The 21,125-nt window shown below is 70.2% G+C and carries 18 protein-coding genes and 1 tRNA gene; 7 read left to right on the forward strand and 12 right to left on the reverse strand.

Going from position 1 to position 21,125, the window contains the following annotated elements; all coding sequences use genetic code 11:
- The first annotated feature begins 83 nt into the window (after window positions 1–83).
- Window positions 84–2,243, forward strand: a complete 2,160-nt coding sequence (locus NDW01_RS27660) for an MMPL family transporter (protein ID WP_252825670.1) — start codon at window positions 84–86, stop codon at window positions 2,241–2,243.
- Between the two features lie 148 nt (window positions 2,244–2,391).
- On the opposite strand, the gene NDW01_RS27665 is transcribed toward NDW01_RS27660, so the two are convergent.
- Window positions 2,392–3,762 (reverse strand): cystathionine beta-synthase, encoded by a 1,371-nt coding sequence (locus NDW01_RS27665; RefSeq protein ID WP_252825814.1) that lies wholly within the window; start codon window positions 3,760–3,762, stop codon window positions 2,392–2,394.
- Window positions 3,763–3,970: 208 nt separating this feature from the next.
- Between NDW01_RS27665 and NDW01_RS27670 the strand changes: the two genes are divergently transcribed.
- The 3 genes from NDW01_RS27670 (at window position 3,971) to NDW01_RS27680 (ending at window position 6,061) form a co-directional block, all read left to right on the forward strand.
- Window positions 3,971–5,191 (forward strand): acetyl-CoA C-acetyltransferase, encoded by a 1,221-nt coding sequence (locus NDW01_RS27670; RefSeq protein ID WP_252825673.1) that lies wholly within the window; start codon window positions 3,971–3,973, stop codon window positions 5,189–5,191.
- Window positions 5,192–5,416: 225 nt separating this feature from the next.
- Window positions 5,417–5,644 (forward strand): DUF4287 domain-containing protein, encoded by a 228-nt coding sequence (locus NDW01_RS27675; protein WP_252777695.1) that lies wholly within the window; start codon window positions 5,417–5,419, stop codon window positions 5,642–5,644.
- A gap of 6 nt (window positions 5,645–5,650) precedes the next feature.
- On the forward strand, window positions 5,651–6,061 hold the full coding sequence (locus NDW01_RS27680; RefSeq protein WP_252825675.1) for a PPOX class F420-dependent oxidoreductase: 411 nt from the start codon (window positions 5,651–5,653) through the stop codon (window positions 6,059–6,061).
- Between the two features lie 101 nt (window positions 6,062–6,162).
- Here NDW01_RS27680 and NDW01_RS27685 read toward each other — a convergent pair whose 3' ends face one another.
- From NDW01_RS27685 to eno, 8 genes are all read right to left on the reverse strand, one after another.
- Window positions 6,163–6,948: a Bax inhibitor-1/YccA family protein gene (locus NDW01_RS27685; RefSeq protein WP_252825677.1), complete on the reverse strand. Its 786-nt coding sequence runs from the start codon at window positions 6,946–6,948 to the stop codon at window positions 6,163–6,165.
- Between the two features lie 265 nt (window positions 6,949–7,213).
- Window positions 7,214–7,288, reverse strand: a tRNA-Leu gene (locus NDW01_RS27690).
- A gap of 99 nt (window positions 7,289–7,387) precedes the next feature.
- Window positions 7,388–8,731, reverse strand: coding sequence for an NAD(P)/FAD-dependent oxidoreductase (locus NDW01_RS27695; protein ID WP_252825679.1), 1,344 nt, complete (start codon window positions 8,729–8,731; stop codon window positions 7,388–7,390).
- A 315-nt stretch (window positions 8,732–9,046) separates the two neighbouring features.
- Window positions 9,047–9,874 carry a uracil-DNA glycosylase gene (locus tag NDW01_RS27700; RefSeq protein WP_252825681.1) on the reverse strand — a complete coding sequence of 276 codons (828 nt, stop codon included), beginning with the start codon at window positions 9,872–9,874 and terminating at the stop codon, window positions 9,047–9,049.
- 29 nt (window positions 9,875–9,903) lie between these two features.
- Window positions 9,904–10,995 carry a Ppx/GppA phosphatase family protein gene (locus NDW01_RS27705; protein WP_252825683.1) on the reverse strand — a complete coding sequence of 364 codons (1,092 nt, stop codon included), beginning with the start codon at window positions 10,993–10,995 and terminating at the stop codon, window positions 9,904–9,906.
- 121 nt (window positions 10,996–11,116) lie between these two features.
- Window positions 11,117–11,674 (reverse strand): DUF501 domain-containing protein, encoded by a 558-nt coding sequence (locus NDW01_RS27710; protein WP_252825686.1) that lies wholly within the window; start codon window positions 11,672–11,674, stop codon window positions 11,117–11,119.
- Window positions 11,675–11,845: 171 nt separating this feature from the next.
- Entirely contained in the window at window positions 11,846–12,268 is a 423-nt protein-coding gene (locus NDW01_RS27715) for an FtsB family cell division protein (protein ID WP_252777702.1), read from the reverse strand.
- 12 nt (window positions 12,269–12,280) lie between these two features.
- Window positions 12,281–13,561: a phosphopyruvate hydratase gene (gene eno, locus NDW01_RS27720; protein ID WP_252777703.1), complete on the reverse strand. Its 1,281-nt coding sequence runs from the start codon at window positions 13,559–13,561 to the stop codon at window positions 12,281–12,283.
- A 269-nt stretch (window positions 13,562–13,830) separates the two neighbouring features.
- Here eno and NDW01_RS27725 point away from each other — a divergent pair, with 269 nt between their 5' ends.
- From NDW01_RS27725 to NDW01_RS27735, 3 genes are read left to right on the forward strand one after another with little or no spacing between them, the layout of a single operon-like run.
- Window positions 13,831–14,877 carry an ABC transporter substrate-binding protein gene (locus tag NDW01_RS27725; protein ID WP_252825689.1) on the forward strand — a complete coding sequence of 349 codons (1,047 nt, stop codon included), beginning with the start codon at window positions 13,831–13,833 and terminating at the stop codon, window positions 14,875–14,877.
- Window positions 14,878–14,905: 28 nt separating this feature from the next.
- On the forward strand, window positions 14,906–15,685 hold the full coding sequence (locus NDW01_RS27730; protein ID WP_252825691.1) for an ABC transporter ATP-binding protein: 780 nt from the start codon (window positions 14,906–14,908) through the stop codon (window positions 15,683–15,685).
- On the forward strand, window positions 15,675–16,559 hold the full coding sequence (locus tag NDW01_RS27735) for an ABC transporter permease (protein ID WP_252825693.1): 885 nt from the start codon (window positions 15,675–15,677) through the stop codon (window positions 16,557–16,559). Before NDW01_RS27730 ends, NDW01_RS27735 begins: the two co-directional genes overlap by 11 nt.
- Window positions 16,560–16,566: 7 nt before the next feature.
- Here NDW01_RS27735 and NDW01_RS27740 read toward each other — a convergent pair whose 3' ends face one another.
- The 3 genes from NDW01_RS27740 to NDW01_RS27750 all read right to left on the reverse strand — a co-directional run bounded on the left by NDW01_RS27740 (window position 16,567) and on the right by NDW01_RS27750 (window position 21,104).
- Complete coding sequence (locus tag NDW01_RS27740; RefSeq protein WP_252825695.1) at window positions 16,567–16,884, reverse strand: Uma2 family endonuclease; 318 nt, start codon at window positions 16,882–16,884, stop codon at window positions 16,567–16,569.
- Between the two features lie 140 nt (window positions 16,885–17,024).
- On the reverse strand, window positions 17,025–18,545 hold the full coding sequence (locus NDW01_RS27745) for an MFS transporter (RefSeq protein WP_252825698.1): 1,521 nt from the start codon (window positions 18,543–18,545) through the stop codon (window positions 17,025–17,027).
- Between the two features lie 156 nt (window positions 18,546–18,701).
- Window positions 18,702–21,104 (reverse strand): transglycosylase domain-containing protein, encoded by a 2,403-nt coding sequence (locus tag NDW01_RS27750; protein ID WP_252825700.1) that lies wholly within the window; start codon window positions 21,102–21,104, stop codon window positions 18,702–18,704.
- Window positions 21,105–21,125 lie beyond the last annotated feature (21 nt).

Below are 21,125 nucleotides of genomic sequence, written 5' to 3' on the forward strand. Positions count from 1 at the left end.
GACTCTGACGGTGAGGCAATGCCCCTTTTGCCTGGATATCGTCGGTGCGTTACTCGAAGACACTCTACGAAGGGGAGCCACCCGTGTTCGGATGGCTGGGGCGCGGTGTCGTCAGACACCCATGGTGGACGATCGGCGCGTGGCTCGTCGCGGCGGCCGTCCTGGTGGTGTTCGCCCCCAAACTAACCACCAAATCGGACCAGCAGGCGTTCCTGCCGAAGAAGTACGAGTCGGTCGCGGCGTCCAACCTCGCCGAGAAGGCGTTCCCGAGCGGCGACCAGAAGGTCGACCGGGAGATGGTCGTCGTCAAGCGGAGCGACGGGGGCACGCTGTCCGCCGCCGACCAGCAGAAGATCGGTCAGGCGGCGAAGGCCATCCAGGCCAAGGCGATCCCGAACGTGCAGATGGCCGCCACCAGCCCGCAGACGCTCTCGCAGAACCACAAGGTTCAGCTGATCGTCGTCGGCCTGCCCAGCGGCTTCGACACCAAGACGCAGAAGAAGAACGAGGACGCCATCAAGCAGGTCCGTGCCGTGACGGCCGACCAGCTGAAGGGCAGCGGGCTGGCCTACGGGGTGGCCGGCAACTTCGCGTCCAGCGTGGACAACGAGAAGTCCAGCCAGCGGACCCTCGCCCTGATCGGGCTCGCGACGGTCGTTCTGATCATCGCCCTGATTCTGATCATCTTCCGCAGCCCCATCGCGGCGCTGCTGCCGATCATCGTCATCGTCCTGGTCTCGCAGGTCGCGAACGCGGTCACCGCATTCGTCGGTAAGGCGTTCGACCTGAGCTTCGATGACAGCTTCTCAACGATCATCGTCGTCGTGCTGTACGGCATCGGCACCGACTACATCCTGTTCCTCCTCTTCCGGTACCGGGAGCGCCTGCGGGCCGGTGAGGACAAGAAGACCGCGATGATCACGAGTGTCGAGCGGGTCGGTGAGGCGATCGCCTCGGCCGCCGGCGCCGTCATCGCCGCCTTCATCGTGCTGGTGCTCGCCTCCTTCAAGGCGTTCGGCGCCCTGGGGCCGGAGCTGGCGATCGCGGTCGCCGTCATGTTCATCACCGCGCTGACGCTCGTTCCCGCCATCGTCTCGCTGCTGGGCCGCTTCGTGTTCTGGCCGTCGAAGGCGTGGAAGAAGGAGCCGAAGCCCGGCCTGTGGGTGAAGATCGGCAACGGTGTCGGGCGCCGCCCGGCCGTGGCCGCGCTCGCCTCCGGCCTCGTTCTGGTGGCCCTGGCCGCCGGCGCCCTGGCGTTCAAGGCGGACTACGACTTCCAGGCCGGCTCCCCGCAGAACACCGAGTCGGCGAAGGCCATGAAGGACCTGCAGGCCAGCCTGCCGTCCGGCCTGACCTCGCCCACCGAGGTGTACGTCCAGGGCAGCGGCGCGCTCGACAAGTCCGCCGTCCAGAAGCTCCAGCAGACGCTGGCGACCGCCAAGGGCGTCGGCCAGGTCGCGCCGGCGCAGTACAGCCCGGATCAGAGCGTCGCCAAGATCACGGTCGTCCTCAAGCTGAACCCCAGCTCGAACGAGGCGATCAGCCTGGTGAAGGGGCCCTTCCGGGACCTCGCCCACCAGAACGCCCCGCCGAGCACCAAGGTGCTGGTCGGCGGCATGACCGCGGCGTACGCCGACATCAATGAGGTCAACAACCGCGACCTGTCGGTCATCATCCCGGTGGCGGTGCTGCTGATCGGCATCATCCTCGCGCTGCTGCTGCGTGCGCTGGTGGCTCCGATCTACCTGGTGATCGCGGTGCTGCTCGGCTTCACGGCCACGCTCGGGGCGACCGTCGCGCTCTTCCAGGGCGTCGAGGGCAAGGAAGGCCTGATGTTCCAGCTGCCGATCATCCTGTACCTCTTCGTACTGGCGATCGGCACCGACTACAACATCCTCATGATCGCGCGGTTGCGCGAGGAGTCACGCGAGGGGCACGACCCGCGGCGTGCCGCCGCGCTCGGCATCCAGCACGCCGGGCCGACGGTCGCGGCGGCGGGCGTCATCCTGGCCGGTACGTTCGCCGCGCTGACCCTCTCCCCGCAGTCGATGCTGGCCGAGATCGGATTCGGCGTGGCCATCGGCATCCTGCTGTCCGCGTTCGTGATGTCGGCGCTCTTCGTGCCGTCGATCACGGCGCTGATGGGCCACAAGGCCTGGTGGCCCGGGCACGGCGACGCGACTCGCAAGGGGAACCAGCCGCCCGCGGCGGAGCCGTACGACCTGGTCGACCGCCCGGTCTGACCGGCCGGTGAGGCACCGAGGCCCCGGTGGCGCGCTGGTCGCGCCGCCGGGGCCTCGTCGTTCGTCGTGGGCGGCGTGCCGAGCACACCGCCCGTCGTTCGTCAGGCGGCGCGCCGGTGACGCCGCCTCGTCGTTCGCCGGGGCCGGGTCAGCCGGCCGCGAGGAAGCCCAGCAGGTCCTGGCGGGTGATGAGGCCGGCCGGTTTGCCGTCGACGAGGACGACGGCGGCGCCGGCGTTCTCCAGGACGCCGACGGCCTTGCTCACGCCCTCGCCCGAGCCGACCATCGGCAGCGGCGGCGCCATGTGGTCGCCCAGCGGGTCGTCGAGGCCCGCCTTGCCGCTGACCAGGGCGGCCAGGAGGTCGCGCTCACCGACGGAGCCGACGACCTCGGCGGCCATGACCGGCGGCTCCTCCTTCATGACGGGCAGCTGCGAGACGTCGTACTCCCGCAGGATGGACACCGCGGTGCCGACCGTCTCGTGCGGGTGGACGTGCACGAACTCCGGCAGCCCGGACCCCTTGCGCGCCAGCACGTCGGCGATGCGCGGCTCCTCGGTCTCGGACGTGAGGAAGCCGTAGTCGGCCATCCAGTCATCGTTGAAGATCTTGGACAGGTAGCCGCGGCCGCCGTCGGGCAGCAGGACGACGACCACGTCGTCGGGGCCGGCCTCGGCCGCGACGCGCAGCGCCGCCACGACCGCCAGACCGCAGGAGCCGCCGACGAGCAGCCCCTCCTCGCGGGCCAGCCGCCGGGTCATGGTGAACGAATCCTTGTCGCTCACCGCGATGACCTGGTCGCAGATGTCCCGGTCGTAGGTCTCGGGCCAGATGTCCTCGCCGACGCCCTCGACGAGGTACGGCCGGCCGGTGCCGCCGGAGTAGACCGACCCCTCCGGGTCCGCGCCGATGACCTTGACGCGCCCGCCGGAGATCTCCTTGAGGTAGCGGCCGGTGCCGGTGATGGTGCCGCCGGTGCCGATGCCCGCGACGAAGTGCGTGACCCGCCCCTCGGTCTGCGCCCAGATCTCCGGCCCCGTCGTCTCGTAGTGGGAGCGCGGGTTGTTCGGGTTGCGGTACTGGTCGGGCTTCCAGGCTCCGGGAATCTCGGCGGCGAGCCGGTCGGAGACCGAGTAATAGGAGTCCGGGTGGTCGGGTGAGACCGCGGTCGGGCACACCACGACCTCGGCGCCGTAGGCCCGCAGGACGGCGATCTTGTCGTTCGCCACCTTGTCGGGGCAGACGAAGACGCACCGATAGCCCTTCTCCTGCGCCACGATCGCGAGCCCGACGCCGGTGTTTCCGGAGGTGGGTTCGACGATCGTGCCGCCCGGCCTGAGGGCGCCGGACGCCTCGGCGGCCTCGACCATCCGGACGGCGATGCGGTCCTTCACCGAGCCGCCCGGATTGAGGTATTCGACCTTGGCGAGCACCTGCGCGCGGGCTCCGGTCGTGACGTTGCGGAGGCGTACGAGGGGGGTGTCCCCGATGAGCTCCGTCAGCGAGTTGTGCACGTGCACCAGCGACGTCCCTGTCGTCGGCAATAGTTCTGCTCAGACGGTACCTCACCCGCTCTGATCACCGTGCGTCCGCCGTCCGTGACCGATCGCTGTCGCGATCGATCGACGCGCGGGCTACCCGCCAGTAGGTTTCGTGGCCGACACGCAGTAGCCTGCGAACGGGACTCAAAGGCCGCCGCCCGGCCGGCCGAGGAGAAGGAGACCGATCATGCCCGAGGCTGTCATCGTCGCGACCGCTCGCTCCCCGATCGGGCGAGCGTTCAAGGGATCGCTGAAGGACCTGCGCCCCGACGATCTCACCGCGCGCATCGTGCGGGCGGCGCTCGACAAGGTCCCGCAGCTGGACCCGAACGACATCGACGACCTGCTGCTGGGCTGCGGCCTGCCCGGCGGTGAGCAGGGGTACAACATGGCCCGCGTGGTCGCCATCCTCCTCGGATACGACAACGTCCCGGGTGCCACGATCACGCGCTACTGCTCCTCGTCTCTGCAGACCACGCGGATGGCCTTCCACGCGATCAAGTCGGGCGAGGCGGACGTGATCGTCTCGGCCGGGGTGGAGATGGTCAGCCGGTTCGCCAAGGGCAGCAGCGACGGCCTGCCCGACACCCAGAACCCACTGTTCGGCGAGGCCCAGGCCCGTACCGCCAAGCGCGGCGAGGGCAACGCCGAGACCTGGCGCGACCCCCGTGAGGACGGCGCGCTCCCCGACGTCTACATCGCGATGGGCCAGACCGCCGAGAACGTCGCCCAGCTGCGCGGCATCAGCCGCGCCGAGCAGGACGAGTTCGGGGTGCGCTCACAGAACCTCGCCGAGAAGGCGATCGAGAACGGCTTCTTCGAGCGGGAGATCACGCCGGTGGAGCTGCCGGACGGCACCGTGGTCGCCAAGGACGACGGCCCGCGCGCCGGCACGACGCTCGAGAAGGTCTCCCAGCTCCAGCCGGTCTTCCGGCCCGACGGCACGGTGACGGCCGGCAACTGCTGCCCGCTCAACGACGGCGCGGCCGCGGTCGTCGTGATGAGCGACACCAAGGCGGCCGAGCTCGGCATCACGCCGCTGGCCCGCATCGTCTCCTCCGGGGTCTCGGCGCTGTCGCCGGAGATCATGGGCCTCGGGCCGGTCGAGGCGTCCCGCCAGGCCCTGAAGCGGGGCGGCCTGACGATCGACGACATCGACCTCGTCGAGATCAACGAGGCGTTCGCCGCGCAGGTGATCCCGTCCTACCGGGACCTGGGGATCGACATCGACAAGCTCAACGTCAACGGTGGCGCGATCGCGGTGGGCCACCCGTTCGGCATGACCGGCGCGCGCATCACGAACACGCTGCTCAACGGGCTCCAGACGCACGACAAGACCTTCGGCCTCGAGACGATGTGCGTCGGCGGCGGTCAGGGCATGGCCATGATCTTCGAGCGCCTCAGCTGAGGTCCGCGCGGTCACGCTCCGGTCAACGACGCGACCGGTTCACGTAAAACTCCCCGGCGGGACACATCCGCCGGGGAGTTTCGTTAGCACTTCGTAACCCGCGGCGGGCGGAGTGTGACGAATGATCTACATGCCGTGACAGAAAGCTCCCCGTCGGGGGGTTGTGTGATTGCGATGGGTGTTGCAGAGTCATCAACAAGCAGCACGCCAAGCCAGGAGGTGCCTATGTCTTTGAACCACTCACCGGAGACGCACAAGAACCTCATCGCACGCATCCCGAAAGTCACAGGACGTGACCTCCCCGAGTGGTTCGAAGCCATCGACAACGGCCCCGCGTTCCTGCGATGCGACGAGCGGGTCAACTGGCTGGCGGACGAGCACGGGCTCTCTCACGGATACGCCTCCGCCCTCGTGCACGAGCACGAGCTGCATCGGCGCGCCGTCCGTTTCTGACCCGGAGTGGAGTACCGCAGGGCACTCGACTTCATCACCGAGCACCACCGTGCGGTGATGGTGACCTTCCACGCCGACGGCCGCCCGCAGACGTCTCCCGTCCTGTGCGCGGTCGATGACGAGGGACGCATCGTCGTCAGCACGCGCGAGACCGCGGCGAAGACGCGCAACCTGATGCGCGATCCCCGCGTCACCTTCTGCGTCTTCACCGACGCCTTCTTCGGCGAATGGGTCCAGGTGGACGGCGAGGCCGAGGTCGTCCAGCTGCCCGACGCGATGGACCCACTGATCGACTACTACCGGAAGGTCTCCGGCGAGCATCCCGACTGGGACGACTACCGCGCGGCGATGGAGAAGGACCGCCGGGTCGTCGTCCGGGCGACGATCGTCCGCGCCGGCCCCGACCTCCACGGCTGAGACGGCGCCGGCGCCCTCCCGCGAGCGGGGGCGCCGGCACCGGTCACTTCTCCTCCTCCACGGCTCGTCGGCTTCGTGGCGTTCCGCGCCCGCGGGCCGCGTCAGTCCCGGTCGTAGAAGTAGGACAGGAACCGGAGCAGCTCCAGGTAGATCCAGATCAGGCTCACGGTCAGCCCGAACGCCGCGAGCCACGCGGCCTGCCGCGGAGCGCCCGAGCGGACCCCGTCCTCGATGGAGCGGAAGTCCAGCAGCAGGTAGAAGCAGCCGACGAGGATCGCGACGACGCTGAAGGCGATGCCGAGCGGGCCGTTCTCCCGGATCCCGATGCCGCCGACGTGGAAGATAGACACCAGCAGGTTGAGCACCATCAGGCCCAGCAGCGCGAACCCGGCCGCGATCACGAAGCGGACGAACCCCGGGGTCACGCGGACGATCCGCAGGGCGTAGATCGCCAGCGTCGCGCCGAACGCCAGCGCGGTGCCGACGACCGCCTGCAGGACCACGCCGTTGTAGAAGGAGTTGTAGGCGTGGCTCACCACACCGACCGCCACGCCGTACGCCGCCGCGTAGCCGAGCACGAGGGCGGGGTTGATCCGGCGGCCGAAGGTCAGGACCGCCCAGCAGATCAGCCCGACCACGACGGCGGCGAGCGCGACGGCGTTCGCCAGGCGGTCCGGGACGAGCACCCACGCGGCGGCACCCGCGACGACGAGCGTGCCGAGCGTGAGGAACGACCGCACGACGACGTCGTCGATCGTCATCGACCGGGGCGGCGCGTACGCCGGCGCGTTGTACATCGCCTCGAGCCGGTACACGCTCGGGGCGTAACCCGACGACCGGCGGCCGAACGCGCCACGCCGGGACAGGACCGGGTTCCCGCTCTGCATGGTTTCCCTCCCGACTCGTTGTTGAGGATTCAACGATGGCGCACGGTCGCGGTGTTCCCGCCACGTCCTACCCCTCCCGTTCGCTCGTCACGCCGAACAGGAGACTTGCCGCGAAACGCCTATATCACGGATTCCGTAGATGAGCGCGGCCGGTATCGGACGAGAAACGGCGAGCCGATACCGGCCGAACTGACGGCCATAACACCACTGGAGACACTCGGACGAAAGGTGTGGATTGCTCCGGTCGACCTTCGTCAAGCTGCAGTGCCCCCGGTCGGAGTCGAACCGACACAACCAACTCTTTTAGGGAGTCTGCCTCTGCCTGTTGGGCTACGGGGGCGGCGTAATCATACCGGGCATGAGCCAATAAGGGACCACCCAGTAAATGCGACAAATAACGCCTATTAGTGCCGCGCCCTAATTACAGGCCGAATACCGCTCAGTCTTTAGCGGCCAGCTCGAACTCCTCACGCGGTCGCGTGATCGACCCGAGCGAGACGATCTCACGCTTGAAGAAGACCGCGAGGGTCCAGTCGGCGGTGACCCGCGCCTTGCGGTTGAACGTGGGCACCCGGGACAGGTGGTACGTCCGGTGCAGCCACCACGCGACGATTCCCCGCATCTTCACGCCGTAGATCTGCGCGACGCCTTTGCGCAGGCCGAGACTGGCCACGGATCCGGCGTAGGCGTGTTCGTAGCGCTTGAGTTCCTTACCGCGCAACGCCGCGACAACGTTGTCTCCCAAGACCTTCGCCTGCCGGACGGCGTGTTGTGCGTTCGGCGCGGTCAAGTTGCCCGGTTTCGTCAGGTCGGGAACGGCCGCGATGTCGCCCGCCGTGAAAGCGCCCTCCACACCTTCCACCGTCAGCTCGGCGGTGGCCTTGAGCCGCCCCTTCTCGTCGAGCGGAAGGTCGGTGCGGCGGACGACGGGATTGGGCTTGACGCCCGCCGTCCAAACGAGTGTTCCCGCGTCGAACTCCTCACCGTCACTGAGCACGATGTGGTGCCCTTCGGCGGATTTCAGGAGCGTCTGGAGCTTGACGGCGATGCCGCGCCGACGCAGCGTCTCGACCGTCCAGCGGCCCATGTCCGGCCCGACCTCCGGCAGGATGCGGTCGCTCGCCTCGACCAGCACCCACCGCATGTCGGACGGGTCGATGTTCGGGTAGTAGGCGCAGGCGTCGCGGGCCATGTCCTCCAGCTCGGCCAGCGCCTCGACGCCCGCGTAGCCGCCGCCGACGAAGACGAACGTCAGCGCCCGCCTGCGGACCTTCTCGTTCGCGGTCGAGGCCGCGATGTCGAGCTGCGCGAGCACATGGTTGCGCAGGTAGATGGCCTCGCCGACCGTCTTGAAACCGATGCCGCACTCGGCGAGCCCGGGGATCGGCAGCGTCCGGGAGATCGACCCGGGGCAGAAGACGAGAAGGTCGTAGGAGAGCATGCGCGTCTCGACGGACCGCTCACCGCCGCCGCCCTCCGCGCTCGTGCTCCCGACCACCTCGACCCACGCCTGGCGCTTCGCGTGCTCGACCTTGGTGACCCGGCCGTTGAGGATCGTCGCACGCGGGAGCACGCGGCGCAGCGGCACGACGACGTGCCGCGCCTCGACGTTGCCGGCGGCCGCCTCCGGCAGGAACGGCTGATAGGTCATGTACGACTGGGGATCGACGACCGTGATCTGCAGTTCGCCGCTCTTGAGCTCGCGGCGCATCTTCTTGTGCAGGCGGAGTGCGGTGTACATGCCTACATAGCCGCCGCCGACGATGAGCACGTGCGTTGCCATACGAGTTCCGGTACCCATGGGATCCTCCCGAAACGACCGGAGACCTTGTGAAAACTTTCACAACCTCGCTTTTTACGGTATTCCGACAGGACGCCCGATGACAGAGCACGTGCTGTGAGAACGATCACGTGCGAACCACTCGCCGCGAAGCCGCGTCAAAGAGGAAGAAGGAACCCGCGCGGGGACGGACGGAGCGAGGGGGCCGTGCAGGGGAAGCGGGGGCTCCACTGTGCGCCGCTCCGCCCGTCACCGCCGGGGTCCATCACCCGCCGCGGCTCGCCTGCCGAGGTCCGCCGGCCGACCCGCCGGGGTCCGTCACCCCTCTCCGGCTTCGCCGGGCAGGTGCGCGTACTCGCGGGCCCGGGTGAACACCGCGTCCAGCATGGGCTCGGTGACCCGTCCCGTGAAGGTGTTCTGCTGGCTCGGGTGGTAGCAGCCGAGCAGCAGTGTCTCGGCGCCGTCCGGCGCCGTCAGGAGCACCTCGGCTCCGTGCCCGAAGGCCGGGCGCGGAGCGGGCAGGGCGTACCCGGCCTCCTTCAGCGCCGGCCACAGCGCCTGCCAGCCGTACCCGCCCAGCACGACGATCGACCGGACCGTCCCGGCGACGAACCCGAGCTCACGGACGAGCCAGGGAAGGCAGGCGGCGCGTTCGTCCGGGGTCGGCTTGTTGGCGGGCGGGGCGCAGCGCACCGGGGCCACGACGCGGGTGCCGAGCAGCCGCTGCCCGTCCCCCGCGTGGGTGCTGGTCGGGATCGCCGCCAGACCGGTCCGGTACAGGGACGCGAAGAGCCAGTCGCCGCTGCGGTCCCCTGTGAAGATCCGCCCAGTGCGGTTACCGCCGTGCGCGGCGGGTGCCAGGCCGACGATGAGGACGCGCGGCTCGGCGTCTCCCCAGCCCGGGACCGGCCGGCCCCAGTACTCCTCCTGCGCGAACGCCCGGCGGCGTTCGACGGCGACCTGTTCCCGCCAGGCGACGAGGCGGGGACAGGCGCGGCACACCGACTGCCGCGCGACGAGCTCGCCCAGCGTCGGGGCGGAGCCCGCGAGGGCCCGTACGTCCTCCGGGGTCCGCGCGACCGGCGTGTCCGGGCCTGCGGGATCCTCCGGATGTCCGGATCCCGGGGGGATGAAGGGGGCGTTCATGCCGTCGGACTCGGTTCGCTTTCGTGGGGTCAGACCAGCGACCAGGCGATGCCGTCGAGGATGTCGCGCTCGCTGACGATCAGGTCGGCGAAGGCGTACTCGCGCATGATCCGGTCGAGGATGAGCGCGCCGGCGCCGATGACGTCGACCCGGCCGGGGTGCATGACGCCGATCCCGCTGCGCTCGTCGTGCGTCGAGCGCAGCAGCGTACGGGTCACGTCGTGGACCTGACGGGCCTTGATCCGCGAGAGGTGGATGCGCTCGGAGTCGTACGCCGGCAGGTCCAGCGCGATGCCCGCGACCGTGGTCACCGAGCCGGCCAGCCCGACCAGGGTGCGCGCCTCGGCGACGGGTACGGCCGGGAGGTGCTCTGCGGGGCGCGCGGACGCGCCGTCGGCGAGAGGGCGGGCGGCCAGCGGGTCGGTGCCTTCGGCCAGGGCACGAGCGGCCGCGGCCGGGTCGGCGCCCGCGGCGCCGTTGCCGGGCGGACCCGGAACACCCGCCGCGTGGCCGTCACGGACGCCGGCCAGGGCGGCGTCGATGTCCGCGACGGCGGCCGCCACCTGCTCGGGCGACGGCGGGTCGGAGCGCAGGTGCCGCTCCGTCAGCCGGACGCAGCCGATGTCGACCGAGCGCGCCGCCTCGACCTCGGCGGTGCCGAAGACGAACTCGGTGGAGCCGCCGCCGATGTCGACGACGAGGTACGGGCGCATGGGCCGGAGCGCCGACAGGTCCTTCGTCGCGCCGATGAAGGACAGGCGGGCCTCCTCCTCCCCCGTGATCACCTCGGGTTCCACGCCGAAGATGTCGACGACGCCACGGACGAACTCGTCACGGTTGCTCGCGTCACGGGTGGCACTGGTCGCCACGACCCGTGTCCGGATCGGGGTGCCGGTGACGTCGTGCGCGGCGATCAGCTTCGCGTAGCCCCGCATGGCCGCGAACGTACGGTCGAGCGCCTCGGGGGCCAGGCGACCGGTCTTGTCGACGCCCTGCCCGAGCCGGACGATCTCCATCCGGCGTTCGAGATCGGTCAACCGGCCGTCGACGATGTCGGCGATCAGCAGACGGACGGAGTTCGTCCCGCAGTCGACCGCCGCGACACGCGTCGCTGTGCTCACGATTCGTTCGCCTCCCGGCGCACCTCTTCGGCGCGGTCCTGCCGCGCTCCTCCACCTCCGACCGCGCCCGAGAGGCCCGGCTCCCGCAGGCCGCCCGCTCCGGCCGCCGACTTACAGCAAATCATGACAGGCCCTGACAGGTCGCGTCATCGGATCCGTGAGACGGCCCCGGCTCGGCGCCACATGTGGCCGCGCACGAACCGGTACGCCACCAGTCCGGCATCCGGTCCAGGGCCTCCCTGCCGAAGGGGTTCGCCCCGGGCACCGCGAGCTCGTGGGCGACCAGGGCGTGCAGGCACTTGACCCGGGTCGGCATGCCGCCCGCGGTCTGCATGCCGTCGGGGAGCGGCTCGAGGCCCTCTTCCTCGGCGGCGGCGTCACGGCGGTCGCGGTAGTCGCGGTGCGCCGCCTCGTACGCCGCGGCCAGCTCCGGGTCGGCGCCGAGCCGCGCGGTCATCTCGCGCATCAGCCCGCTCGCCTCCAGCGTCCCGATCGCCGACGCGGCCTTCGGGCAGGTCAGGTAGAACAACGTCGGGAACGGCGTGCCGTCGGGCAGCCGCGGTGCGGTCTCCACCACGTCGGGCAGCCCGCAGGGGCAGCGATGCGCGATCGCCCGCAGCCCGCGCGGCGCACGGCCCAGTTGCGCGGCCACCGCCGCGACGTCGCGTTCCTCGATCACCGGTAAGCCCTCCGGAGTCGCCGGCAGGCCCGCCTGCCGGCAGGTGCCCGCCTCACCGACGCACCGTCACCGCACTCGCCCCGGCCGTGGTCGGCGTGCCGGACCGGGAGGCGGGTCGGCGTCGGGAACCGGCCTCGCCGAAATCCGTACGCCAGCGCTCAGGGTATGCGGTCAGCGGCGCCGATCCGCCGCGTCCACCGAGCGCCACAGCGTGACGTACCAGGGCGGGGTCGGCGGGGGGCGCTTGCGGGAGGCGTCCTGGCCGCCGCTCTGCCCACCGCCCAGCACCACGTAGCACTTGGCGCCCGGGTCGCACATGTGCAGCCGGCGGCGCGCCTCCCGCCTGATGTAGGACTCGTCACCGAGCCGCTGCTTCTGCCGGGACAGCTGCTCGACCTGAGCCTGCGCCACACGCTGCTGCACCCGCAGCGATGCGATCTCCCGTCGCTGGGCGATGTACTCCCGGACGGGATAGGCGAGGCTCAGGGCGATCGCGCAGGCGACGACCGCCAGGATCGCGGCGCGACTCGTCAGATGAGCGCGCCGCGCCTCCCTGGCCTTCCGCTCAGGCGGTCGCCGCTTCTCCTCGGCCATCGGAGCGTGGTCTCACTCCGCGTGGAAGCGGGGGAACGCCGACTTCCCGGCGTACCGCGCGGCGTCGTCGAGGAGCTCCTCGATGCGCAGGAGCTGGTTGTACTTGGCCACCCGGTCGCTCCGGGCCGGAGCGCCCGTCTTGATCTGACCGCTGCCGACGGCGACGGCCAGGTCGGCGATCGTGGTGTCCTCGGTCTCGCCGGAACGGTGGCTCATCATCGTGCGGAAGCCGTTCATGTGGGCGAGGTTCACCGCGTCGAGGGTCTCGGTCAGCGTGCCGATCTGGTTGACCTTGACCAGGAGCGCGTTGGCCGCGCCCGAGTCGATGCCGCGCTGCAGGCGCTCCGGGTTGGTGACGAACAGGTCGTCGCCGACGATCTGAACACGGGAGCCGACGGCCTCGGTCATCGCCTTCCAGCCGGCCCAGTCCTCCTCCGACAGGGGGTCCTCGATGGAGACCAGCGGGTACGCGTCGAGGAGCTCGCCGTAGTAGGACGCCATCTCCTCGGCGGACCGCTTGCCGCCCTCGAACGCGTACGTGCCCTCGGAGTAGAACTCCGTGGCGGCGACGTCCAGGGCGAGGCCGATCTGGGCGCCCGGCTGGAAGCCGGCCCGCTGGATCGCCTCCAGGATCAGGTCGAGGGCGTCGCGGTTGCTCGGCAGCTCGGGGGCGAAGCCGCCCTCGTCGCCGAGCCCGGTCGCCAGGCCACGGCCCTTGAGCACCGACTTCAGCGCGTGGTAGATCTCCGCGCCCCAGCGCAGGGCCTCGCTGAACGTCGACGCGCCGATCGGCGCGATCATGAACTCCTGGATGTCGACGTTGGTGTCGGCGTGGGCGCCGCCGTTGAGGATGTTCATCATCGGAACGGGCAGCAGGTGCGCGTTCGGCCCGCCGACGTAGCGGAAGAGCGGGAGGTCGGCGGACTTGGCGGCGGCCTTCGCCACCGCGAGGCTCACGCCGAGGATCGCGTTGGCGCCGAGGCGGGACTTGTCGGGCGTCCCGTCGAGGTCGATGAGCGCCTGGTCGACGAGGCGCTGGTCGTCCGCGTCGTAGCCGAGGAGCTCGGGCGCGATCTCGTCCAGCACGCCGAGCACGGCCTTCTCGACGCCCTTGCCGTTGTACCGCTCACCACCGTCGCGCAGCTCGACCGCCTCGAACTGGCCGGTCGAGGCGCCGCTCGGCACCGCGGCACGCGCCTCGCTGCCGTCGTCGAGCAGCACTTCCACCTCGACCGTGGGGTTGCCGCGGGAATCGAGGATCTCCCGAGCGTGTACGGCTTCGATCGACGACACTTGAGCTCCTTGTGATCACTATCGGACCTTTCGCCCCTGAGCCTAGTCGCCCGGGGTCTGGCGGCCGTGCAACGCCACCCCCCTTCTGTGTCGGCGGTCACCCGGCACGCCTGACGGCCGTAGCGGGCCCCTGGCCGCCCATCTGCGGGATCTTCACGGCGTAGTCGTCCCGTTACTCCATTCTTCCGGCCACTTGACGCTCCCTTCGATTCCCTTGTCTACTTAAGCGACCAATCACACCTGTTCGATAGACAAAGTGGGAGTTGCCCATGAAACCGCGGCTCGCGGCCTTCGGCCTTGCCATCCTCGCCGGCGCCGGGCTGCTCACCGCGTGCGGCGGTGGCGGCGACGACGCGAAGGCCTCCTCCGGCGGGGACGGCACCGTCGTCCGGCTCGGCTTCTTCCCGAACATCACCCACGCCACGGCGCTGGTCGGCGTGCAGAAGGGCATCTTCACCAAGCACCTCGGCAAGGCGCCGAAGACGCTGACCTTCAACGCCGGCCCGGCGGCCACCGAGGCGGTGTTCTCCGGCGCGGTCGACGCGACGTACGTCGGTCCCAACCCGGCCATCAACGCCTTCGTGAAGTCGCACGGCCAGGCCATCAAGATCATCGCGGGCGCGGCCAGCGGCGGCGCCGCCCTGATCGTCAAACCTTCGATCAACTCGGCGGCCGACCTGCGCGGCAAGAAGATCGCCACTCCGCAGCTCGGCAACACCCAGGACGTGGCCCTCCGCTACTGGCTGAAGCAGCAGGGCCTCAAGACCGACAAGGCCGGCGGCGGCGACGTCCACGTCGTTCCCCAGGACAACTCCCAGACCCTCCAGGCGTTCGCGCAGGGCCAGATCGACGGCGCGTGGGTGCCGGAGCCGTACGCCTCCCGGCTCATCCTGGAGAGCAAGGGCAAGAAGCTGGTCGACGAGGCGTCGCTGTGGCCCGGCGGCAAGTTCGTGATCACGAACCTGATCGTGCGGACCGAGTTCCTCAAGAAGCACCCCGACCTGGTGAAGAAGCTGCTCGAGGCGCAGGTCGAGACCACCGACTACATCAACTCCGACAAGGCCGGCGCGGAACAGGCCGCCAACACCGAGCTGGGGTCCCTGACCGGCAAGCCGCTCAAGCAGGCCGCCCTGGACGCGACGTTCAAGAACGTCACCTTCACCAACGACCCGATCGCCTCGTCGCTGAAGCTGAGCGCGCAGCACGCCGAGGCGGTCGGCCTCCTCGACCACGTCGACCTGAACGGCATCTACGACCTCGGCCCGCTCAACGAGGTCCTCAAGGAGAAGGGCGAGCCCGCGGTGAGCGACTCGTGACCCGCGCGCTCGGCTGAGGGAGAAGGACATGTCTGCCACAACACGGGAACCGGAGCGCACGACCGCCCCTCCGGTGCGGATCGACGGCGTCTCCAAGGCGTACGGGACCGGTGGCGGGGCGCTGCTGGCACTGGACAAGGTGTCGCTGTCGGTCACTCCGGGCGAGTTCGTCTGCATCCTGGGCGCGTCGGGATGCGGCAAGAGCACGCTGCTGTCGATCGTCGCCGGGCTGGACCGGCCGACGCTCGGCACGGTCGACGTCGGCGGCGCGCGGGTCGGCCTGATGTTCCAGGAGCCCGCGCTCTTCCCCTGGCTGACCGTCGCCGGCAACGTCGAGCTGGCCCTGCGCACGCGCGGCGTGCCCAAGGCCGAACGCCGGCGGCGCGCCGCCGAACTGCTGGCCGCCGTGCACCTGGACGGCTTCGGCCGTAAGCGGCCCCACCAGCTCTCCGGCGGCATGCGCCAGCGCGTCGCCATCGCCCGCGCCCTCGCCCAGGACAGCGACGTCCTGCTGATGGACGAGCCGTTCGGCGCGCTCGACGCGATGACCCGCGACCTGCTCCACGACGAGCTGGAGCGCATCTGGTCCGAGCGTTCGCTGACCGTGCTGTTCGTGACGCACAACGTCCGTGAGGCCGTACGCCTCGGCGACCGCGTCGTCCTGCTGTCCAGCCGTCCCGGCCGGGTCGTCGAGGAGTTCCCCGTGCCACTGGACCGGCCGCGGCGCATCGACGACGCCTCGGTCGCCACGCTGGCGGGACGCATCACCGATCGGCTGCGAGAGGAGGTCGGCCGTCATGGAGCGTGAACCGGTGGAGCCGGGCACCGCGGCGACGAACGTGCTCGAGCGCCAGATCGCGGGCCTGGACGCCCTGGAGATGGCGAACCGCTCCCAGCCCGGCCCACTGCGGCGCATGTGGGCGTCGACGTGGCCGGTGCTCGCCGCGATCGCCATCGCGATCGCCGCCTGGGAGATCGTCGTGCTCAGCGGCTGGAAGCCGACGTACGTCCTGCCCGGCCCGACGCAGGTCTTCCCGCAGCTCGGCAGGGACCTGACCGATTCGTCCTTTTGGGCGGGGCTGGGCCTGACAATGCGCCGGGCGGTGATCGGCTTCGCGCTGGCGATCGTCGTCGGGGTGCTGCTCGGCGCGGTCGTGTCGCGGGTGCGCTTCCTGCGGGTGGCGTTCGGCTCGCTGATCACCGGGCTGCAGACGATGCCGTCGATCGCGTGGTTCCCGCTCGCGATCATGCTCTTCCAGCTCAGCGAGAGCGCGATCCTGTTCGTCATCGTGCTCGGCGCCGCGCCGTCGATCGCCAACGGCCTCATCGCCGGCGTCGACTACACGCCGCCGATCCTGCTGCGGGCGGGGAAGATCCTCGGGCTGCGCGGGTTCGCGCTGTACCGGCACCTCATCCTGCCCGCGTCGCTGCCGGCCTTCGTGACGGGCCTCAAGCAGGGATGGGCGTTCGCCTGGCGCAGCCTGATGGCGGGCGAGCTCCTGGTGATCATCGGGCACCACACGTCGCTCGGCGTCCGCCTGGAGTACGCACGGGAGAACATCGACACCCAGGACATGATCGCGGTCATGATCGTGATCCTGGTCATCGGCATCGTGATCGACCGGCTGTTCTCCGCCGCCGACCGCGCCCTCCGCCGCAGCCGCGGCCTCGACCCGTCCTGAGCACCCCTCAGGGGCGGCGCTTGAGCAGGTCCCCCGGGTCGAGCTCCCCGAACGGGTCGGGCAGCTTCAGCATCTGACCGCACGCGGCTCGGGCCACCTCGTTGTAGTGGCCCGGGCCGAGCCGTTGCAGGACGAGCGTCGGCCGCTCGTTGTCCTCGTCGACCTCGACGAGGAGGTACCAGGGGATGCGGGCGACGGAGTGGAGATGGTTCTTGTAGACCCGGTCCTGCCCCTTGTTCGAGGGCGAGAGGACCTCCACGACCAGGAGGATCTCCGCCGGATGGTGGACCAGGACGTCGTCACCCTGCTCGTACGTCGCCACCACGGGCAGCACTAGGGGCGGGGCTCAGACGATGCGTCATCGACCGGTAAAGCGGCGGAATACGTCCAGACGGCGCCCGGTCCTTAGCGAAGGTCTCCGCTACGGACCGGGCGCCGTCAGAACGGGGCCGGATCAGGGGGCCGTCAGACGGCCGGGGCGGGGCCTGGGCCGGGTTCGAGGTCCTCGATCCGCTCGGCGAGGGCCTCCGGGACCTTCTTCGCCGCGCCGAGCGGGGCGGCGATGTCCTCCAGGGAGACCTGCTCGGCCTTGACACCGAAGATCGCCGCGATGACCCCCGCGAAGGCCATGACGCCCGCCGCGATCAGGTACGCGATGAACAGCTTGCCCCGGTCCGGGTGGTCCTGGTCGCCGATCAGGGCGCCGAAGATCGTCGGACCGAGCGACCCGAAGACCTGCGCGATGGCGAAGAACAGCGCGATGGCCTGAGAGCGCAGCTCCATCGGGAAGATCTCACTGACCGTCAGGTAGCCGGAGCTGGCCGCGGCCGAGGCGATGAAGAAGATCACCGTCCAGAGCACGGTCTGCGAGAAGGCCGACAGCGACCCGATCTTGAAGAGGTAGCCGCTGACCGCCAGGAGCACGCCGGACACGAGGTACGTTCCGGCGATCATCTGCTTGCGGCCGATCGTGTCGAACAGCCGGCCGATGAGCAGTGGGCCGAGGAGGTTCCCGGCCGCGAAGGCGAAGAAGTACTTCGCCACGTCGTGGTCGGACACCCCGTAGAAGTGCTTGAGCACCAGGCCGTACGTGAAGAAGATCGCGTTGTAGAGGAACGACTGACTGATCATCAGTGTGGCGCCGAGCAGCGACCGGGAGGGGTAGTCCCGGAACAGCGTCCGCGCGACCTGGGTGAACGAGATCGCCTCGTGTGGCTGCACCTCGACGTACCGCTCGGGGTCGACCGGCTCCAGGGTGCGGCCGGACGCCTCGACCTCGCGTTCGATCTGGGCGATGGTCTTCTCCGCCTCGTCGGCCTGCCCATGGGCCAGCTGCCAGCGGGGGCTCTCGGGGAGGGTGCGGCGCAGGCCCCAGATCGCCACGCCGATCACGGGGCCGATGAAGAAGCCGACCCGCCAGCCGATGTTGTCGGGGAAGACACTGTGGTTCAGCAGGACGTACTCGCTCAGCGACGCGACGATGGCGCCGAACCAGTACGTCCCGCTGACCGCCAGGTCGACGCGGCCTCGGAAGCGCGCGGGGATGAGTTCGTCGATCGCGGAGTGGATGGCCGCGTACTCACCGCCGATGCCCATTCCGGCGATGAACCGGAGCACCAGGAAGCTCCCGTAGTTGAACGAGAACGCGGTCAGCCCGTTGGCGACCAGGTACAGCGCGAGGGTGGCGACGAACAGCCGGCGGCGGCCGAGCCGATCGGACAGCCGGCCGAACACCAGCGCGCCGACGACCTCGCCGATCAGGTAGATGGTCGCCGAGAAACCGACGTTCTGGGAGCTGAGGTGGAGGGTGTGGGAATGTTGCAGGACCGGGCCGACGATGCTGGCGATCTGGATCTCGAGGCCGTCCAGCACCCAGGCCACGCCGAGGGCGGCGATCATCCGGGTGTGGAAGCGGGACCAGGGCAGTCGGTCGATCCGTGCGGGCACGAGGCTTCGTACGGGGCCCTGTTGCGGGATGGCGCCCACGTCGTCTCCTTTGCCGTGTGGTTGCGTACCGTCAGGATGCGCTTACGTTAGAAAGCCCTTGCCGCACGGTGAACGGATCGTGGACAGATCTGAGGTTCAGGACGTGATTCGTCCGAAATCTGCCGACACGCCCAAGCTCAAGGATCGAGCGTCGGATCAGAGGTTGGTGCCGCGCGTCCCGCCGACCGGGGGGATGATCGGCGGGGTGGGAATGCCGGGGGGCGTCGGGCCGACCGGCCCGCCGGGCGGCGTGGGCCCGACCGGCGGCTTGGGCCCCTGCGGCGCGCCCTTGCTGACGTAAATGGTCACCGTGGCGCCGGGTTCGACCGAGGCTCCGCCGCCCGGCGAGGTCCGCGCGACGGTGCCCGTGCCGTACGCGTCCGAGGCGATCCGCGGGCCGAAGCTCACGTCGAAGCCGGCGGCCCGCAGCCGGCCGGCGGCCGCCGACGGGCTGAGGCCGAGGACGTCGGGGACCTGCACGCGGTCCTCGCCGGACCCCTCGCTGTAATAGTCGCCCGGCGGGCTGTGGAAGTCGTGCTCGGGCACGTCGCGCAGCGCGCCGAGCATCGTCTCGCGCCAGATCGGCGCGGGGATGTCGGCGCCGAACACCTCGCCGAAGCAGCGGCCGCCCAGGCAGACGTTCGTCAGCGGATGCTTGTAGCCGCCCCGCGGGTCGCCGACCCAGACCGCGCTGGCCAGGTCCGGGGTGTAGCCGGCGAACCAGGCGGAGGAGAAGCCGTCGACCGTGCCCGTCTTTCCCGCGGCCGGGCGGCCGATGCCCTCTCCGGCGGCCGTGCCCTGCGTCAGGACCCCGCGCAGGACGTGGTTGACCGCGTCGGCGACGCCCTTGTCGATCGCCTGATGGCAGTGGGCGCTCGGGACCTTCAGCTCGTGGCCGGCCGTGTCGGTGATCTTCGTGAGGACGATCGGCGCGCAGTACTCGCCGCGCGCGCCGAACGCCGCGTACGCCGCCGCGACCCGCAACGGCGAGACCGTGTTGAAGCCGAGCGTGAAGGAGGGGTACTGCTGCAGCGCCGAACCGTCGGCGCGGCGCATGCCGAGCTTCTCGGCCATCTTCACCGTGTCGCAGAGGCCGACCTCCTTCTCCAGCCGGAGGAAGAAGGTGTTGACCGAGTGCCACGTCCCGGTGACGAGGCTGAACGTGCGGCCGCCCTCGCCGTCGCCGGCGTTGCCCAGCGACTCCGTGGAGCCGACCGGTTTGCCGTCGCAGTCGCGGAACCCGGTCGGGGTGTAGTGGTCGGGGGCCATCAGGCGGTGCCCGAACGGCATTCCCTGGTCCAGCGCGGCCGCCAGCGTGAAGATCTTGAAGGTGGACCCGGCCTGCATGCCGATGCTGGTGCCGTGGTCGGAGTCGGCGGCGAAGTTGACCCAGGTCTTGCCGCGCTTCTCCGAGGGTCCCAGCTCCCGGTCGACGGCCATGGCCTTCACCTGGCCGGTGCCCGGCTCGACGAGCGCCTCGGCCGCCGCCTTGTGGCTGGAGTTCTTCGGCGGGACGTAGTGGTCGACCGCGCGCTGCGCGGCGCGCTGCATCCCCGGGTCCAGCGTCGTCCGGATGACCAGGCCGCCGCGCTGGAGGAGCCGGGTGCGTGCCTTGACCGTCTTGCCGAAGATCGGGTTGCCCAGGATCTCCCGCTCGACGTAGTCGCAGAAGAACGGCGCCGAACTATCCACACAGCCGTTCGGCGTCGACGTGACGTGCAGGTGGAGCGGTGTCCGCTCGGCGGCCGACGCGGTGTCGGCGGGCAGCCAGCGCAGGTCGCTCATCCGCTGCAGCACGGTGTTGCGCCGCTCCTCGGCCAGCTTCGGGTTGACGGTCGGGTCGTAGGCGTACGGGTAGCGGACGATGCCCGCCAGCAGGGCCGCCTCGGGCAGGGACAGCTTGGCGGCGGAGTGGCCGAAGTAGTGCCGTGAGGCGGCCTCGACGCCGTACGCTCCGCTGCCGAAGTAGGCGATGTTGAGGTAGCGCTCGAGGATCTGGTCCTTGGTCAGCTGCTTCTCCATCGCCACGGCGTAGCGCAGTTCGCGGAGCTTGCGCGCCGGCGTGGTCGCGAGGGCGGACCGGCGTTCGGCGTCGGTGTCGGCCGTCTCGACGAGGAGGTTCTTGACGTACTGCTGGGTGATGCCCGACCCGCCCTGCGTGACCTGACCGGCGGCGAGGTTGCTGACGAGAGCGCGCGCGGTGCCCTTGAGGTCGAGGCCGCCGTGCTCGTAGAAGCGGCTGTCCTCGATCGCGAGGATCGCCTTGCGCATGATCGGGGCGACCTTGCTCAGGGGCACGTCGACGCGGTTCTCGTAGTAGAACGTCGCCAGCTTCGACCCGTCGGCGGCGAGGATCACCGATCGCTGGGCGACCGGCGGGGTCTGCAGGTCGCCGGGGATGGCCTCGAACCAGTTCGCGCCGTTGCGCGCGCCGACGCCGACCATCCCGAGGGTGGAGAAGGCGATGAGCGCCGCCAGCACCCCGGCGACGACCCCCGCGCCCGCGAGGCGCCCGATGATCCTCAGGGCGTCGCTGCGCGGGCCTTCCCCAGAAGACACGGGGTCAGCGTACGCCGAACC

Source organism: Actinoallomurus soli (genome assembly GCF_024055715.1).
Classification (GTDB): domain Bacteria; phylum Actinomycetota; class Actinomycetes; order Streptosporangiales; family Streptosporangiaceae; genus Actinoallomurus; species Actinoallomurus soli.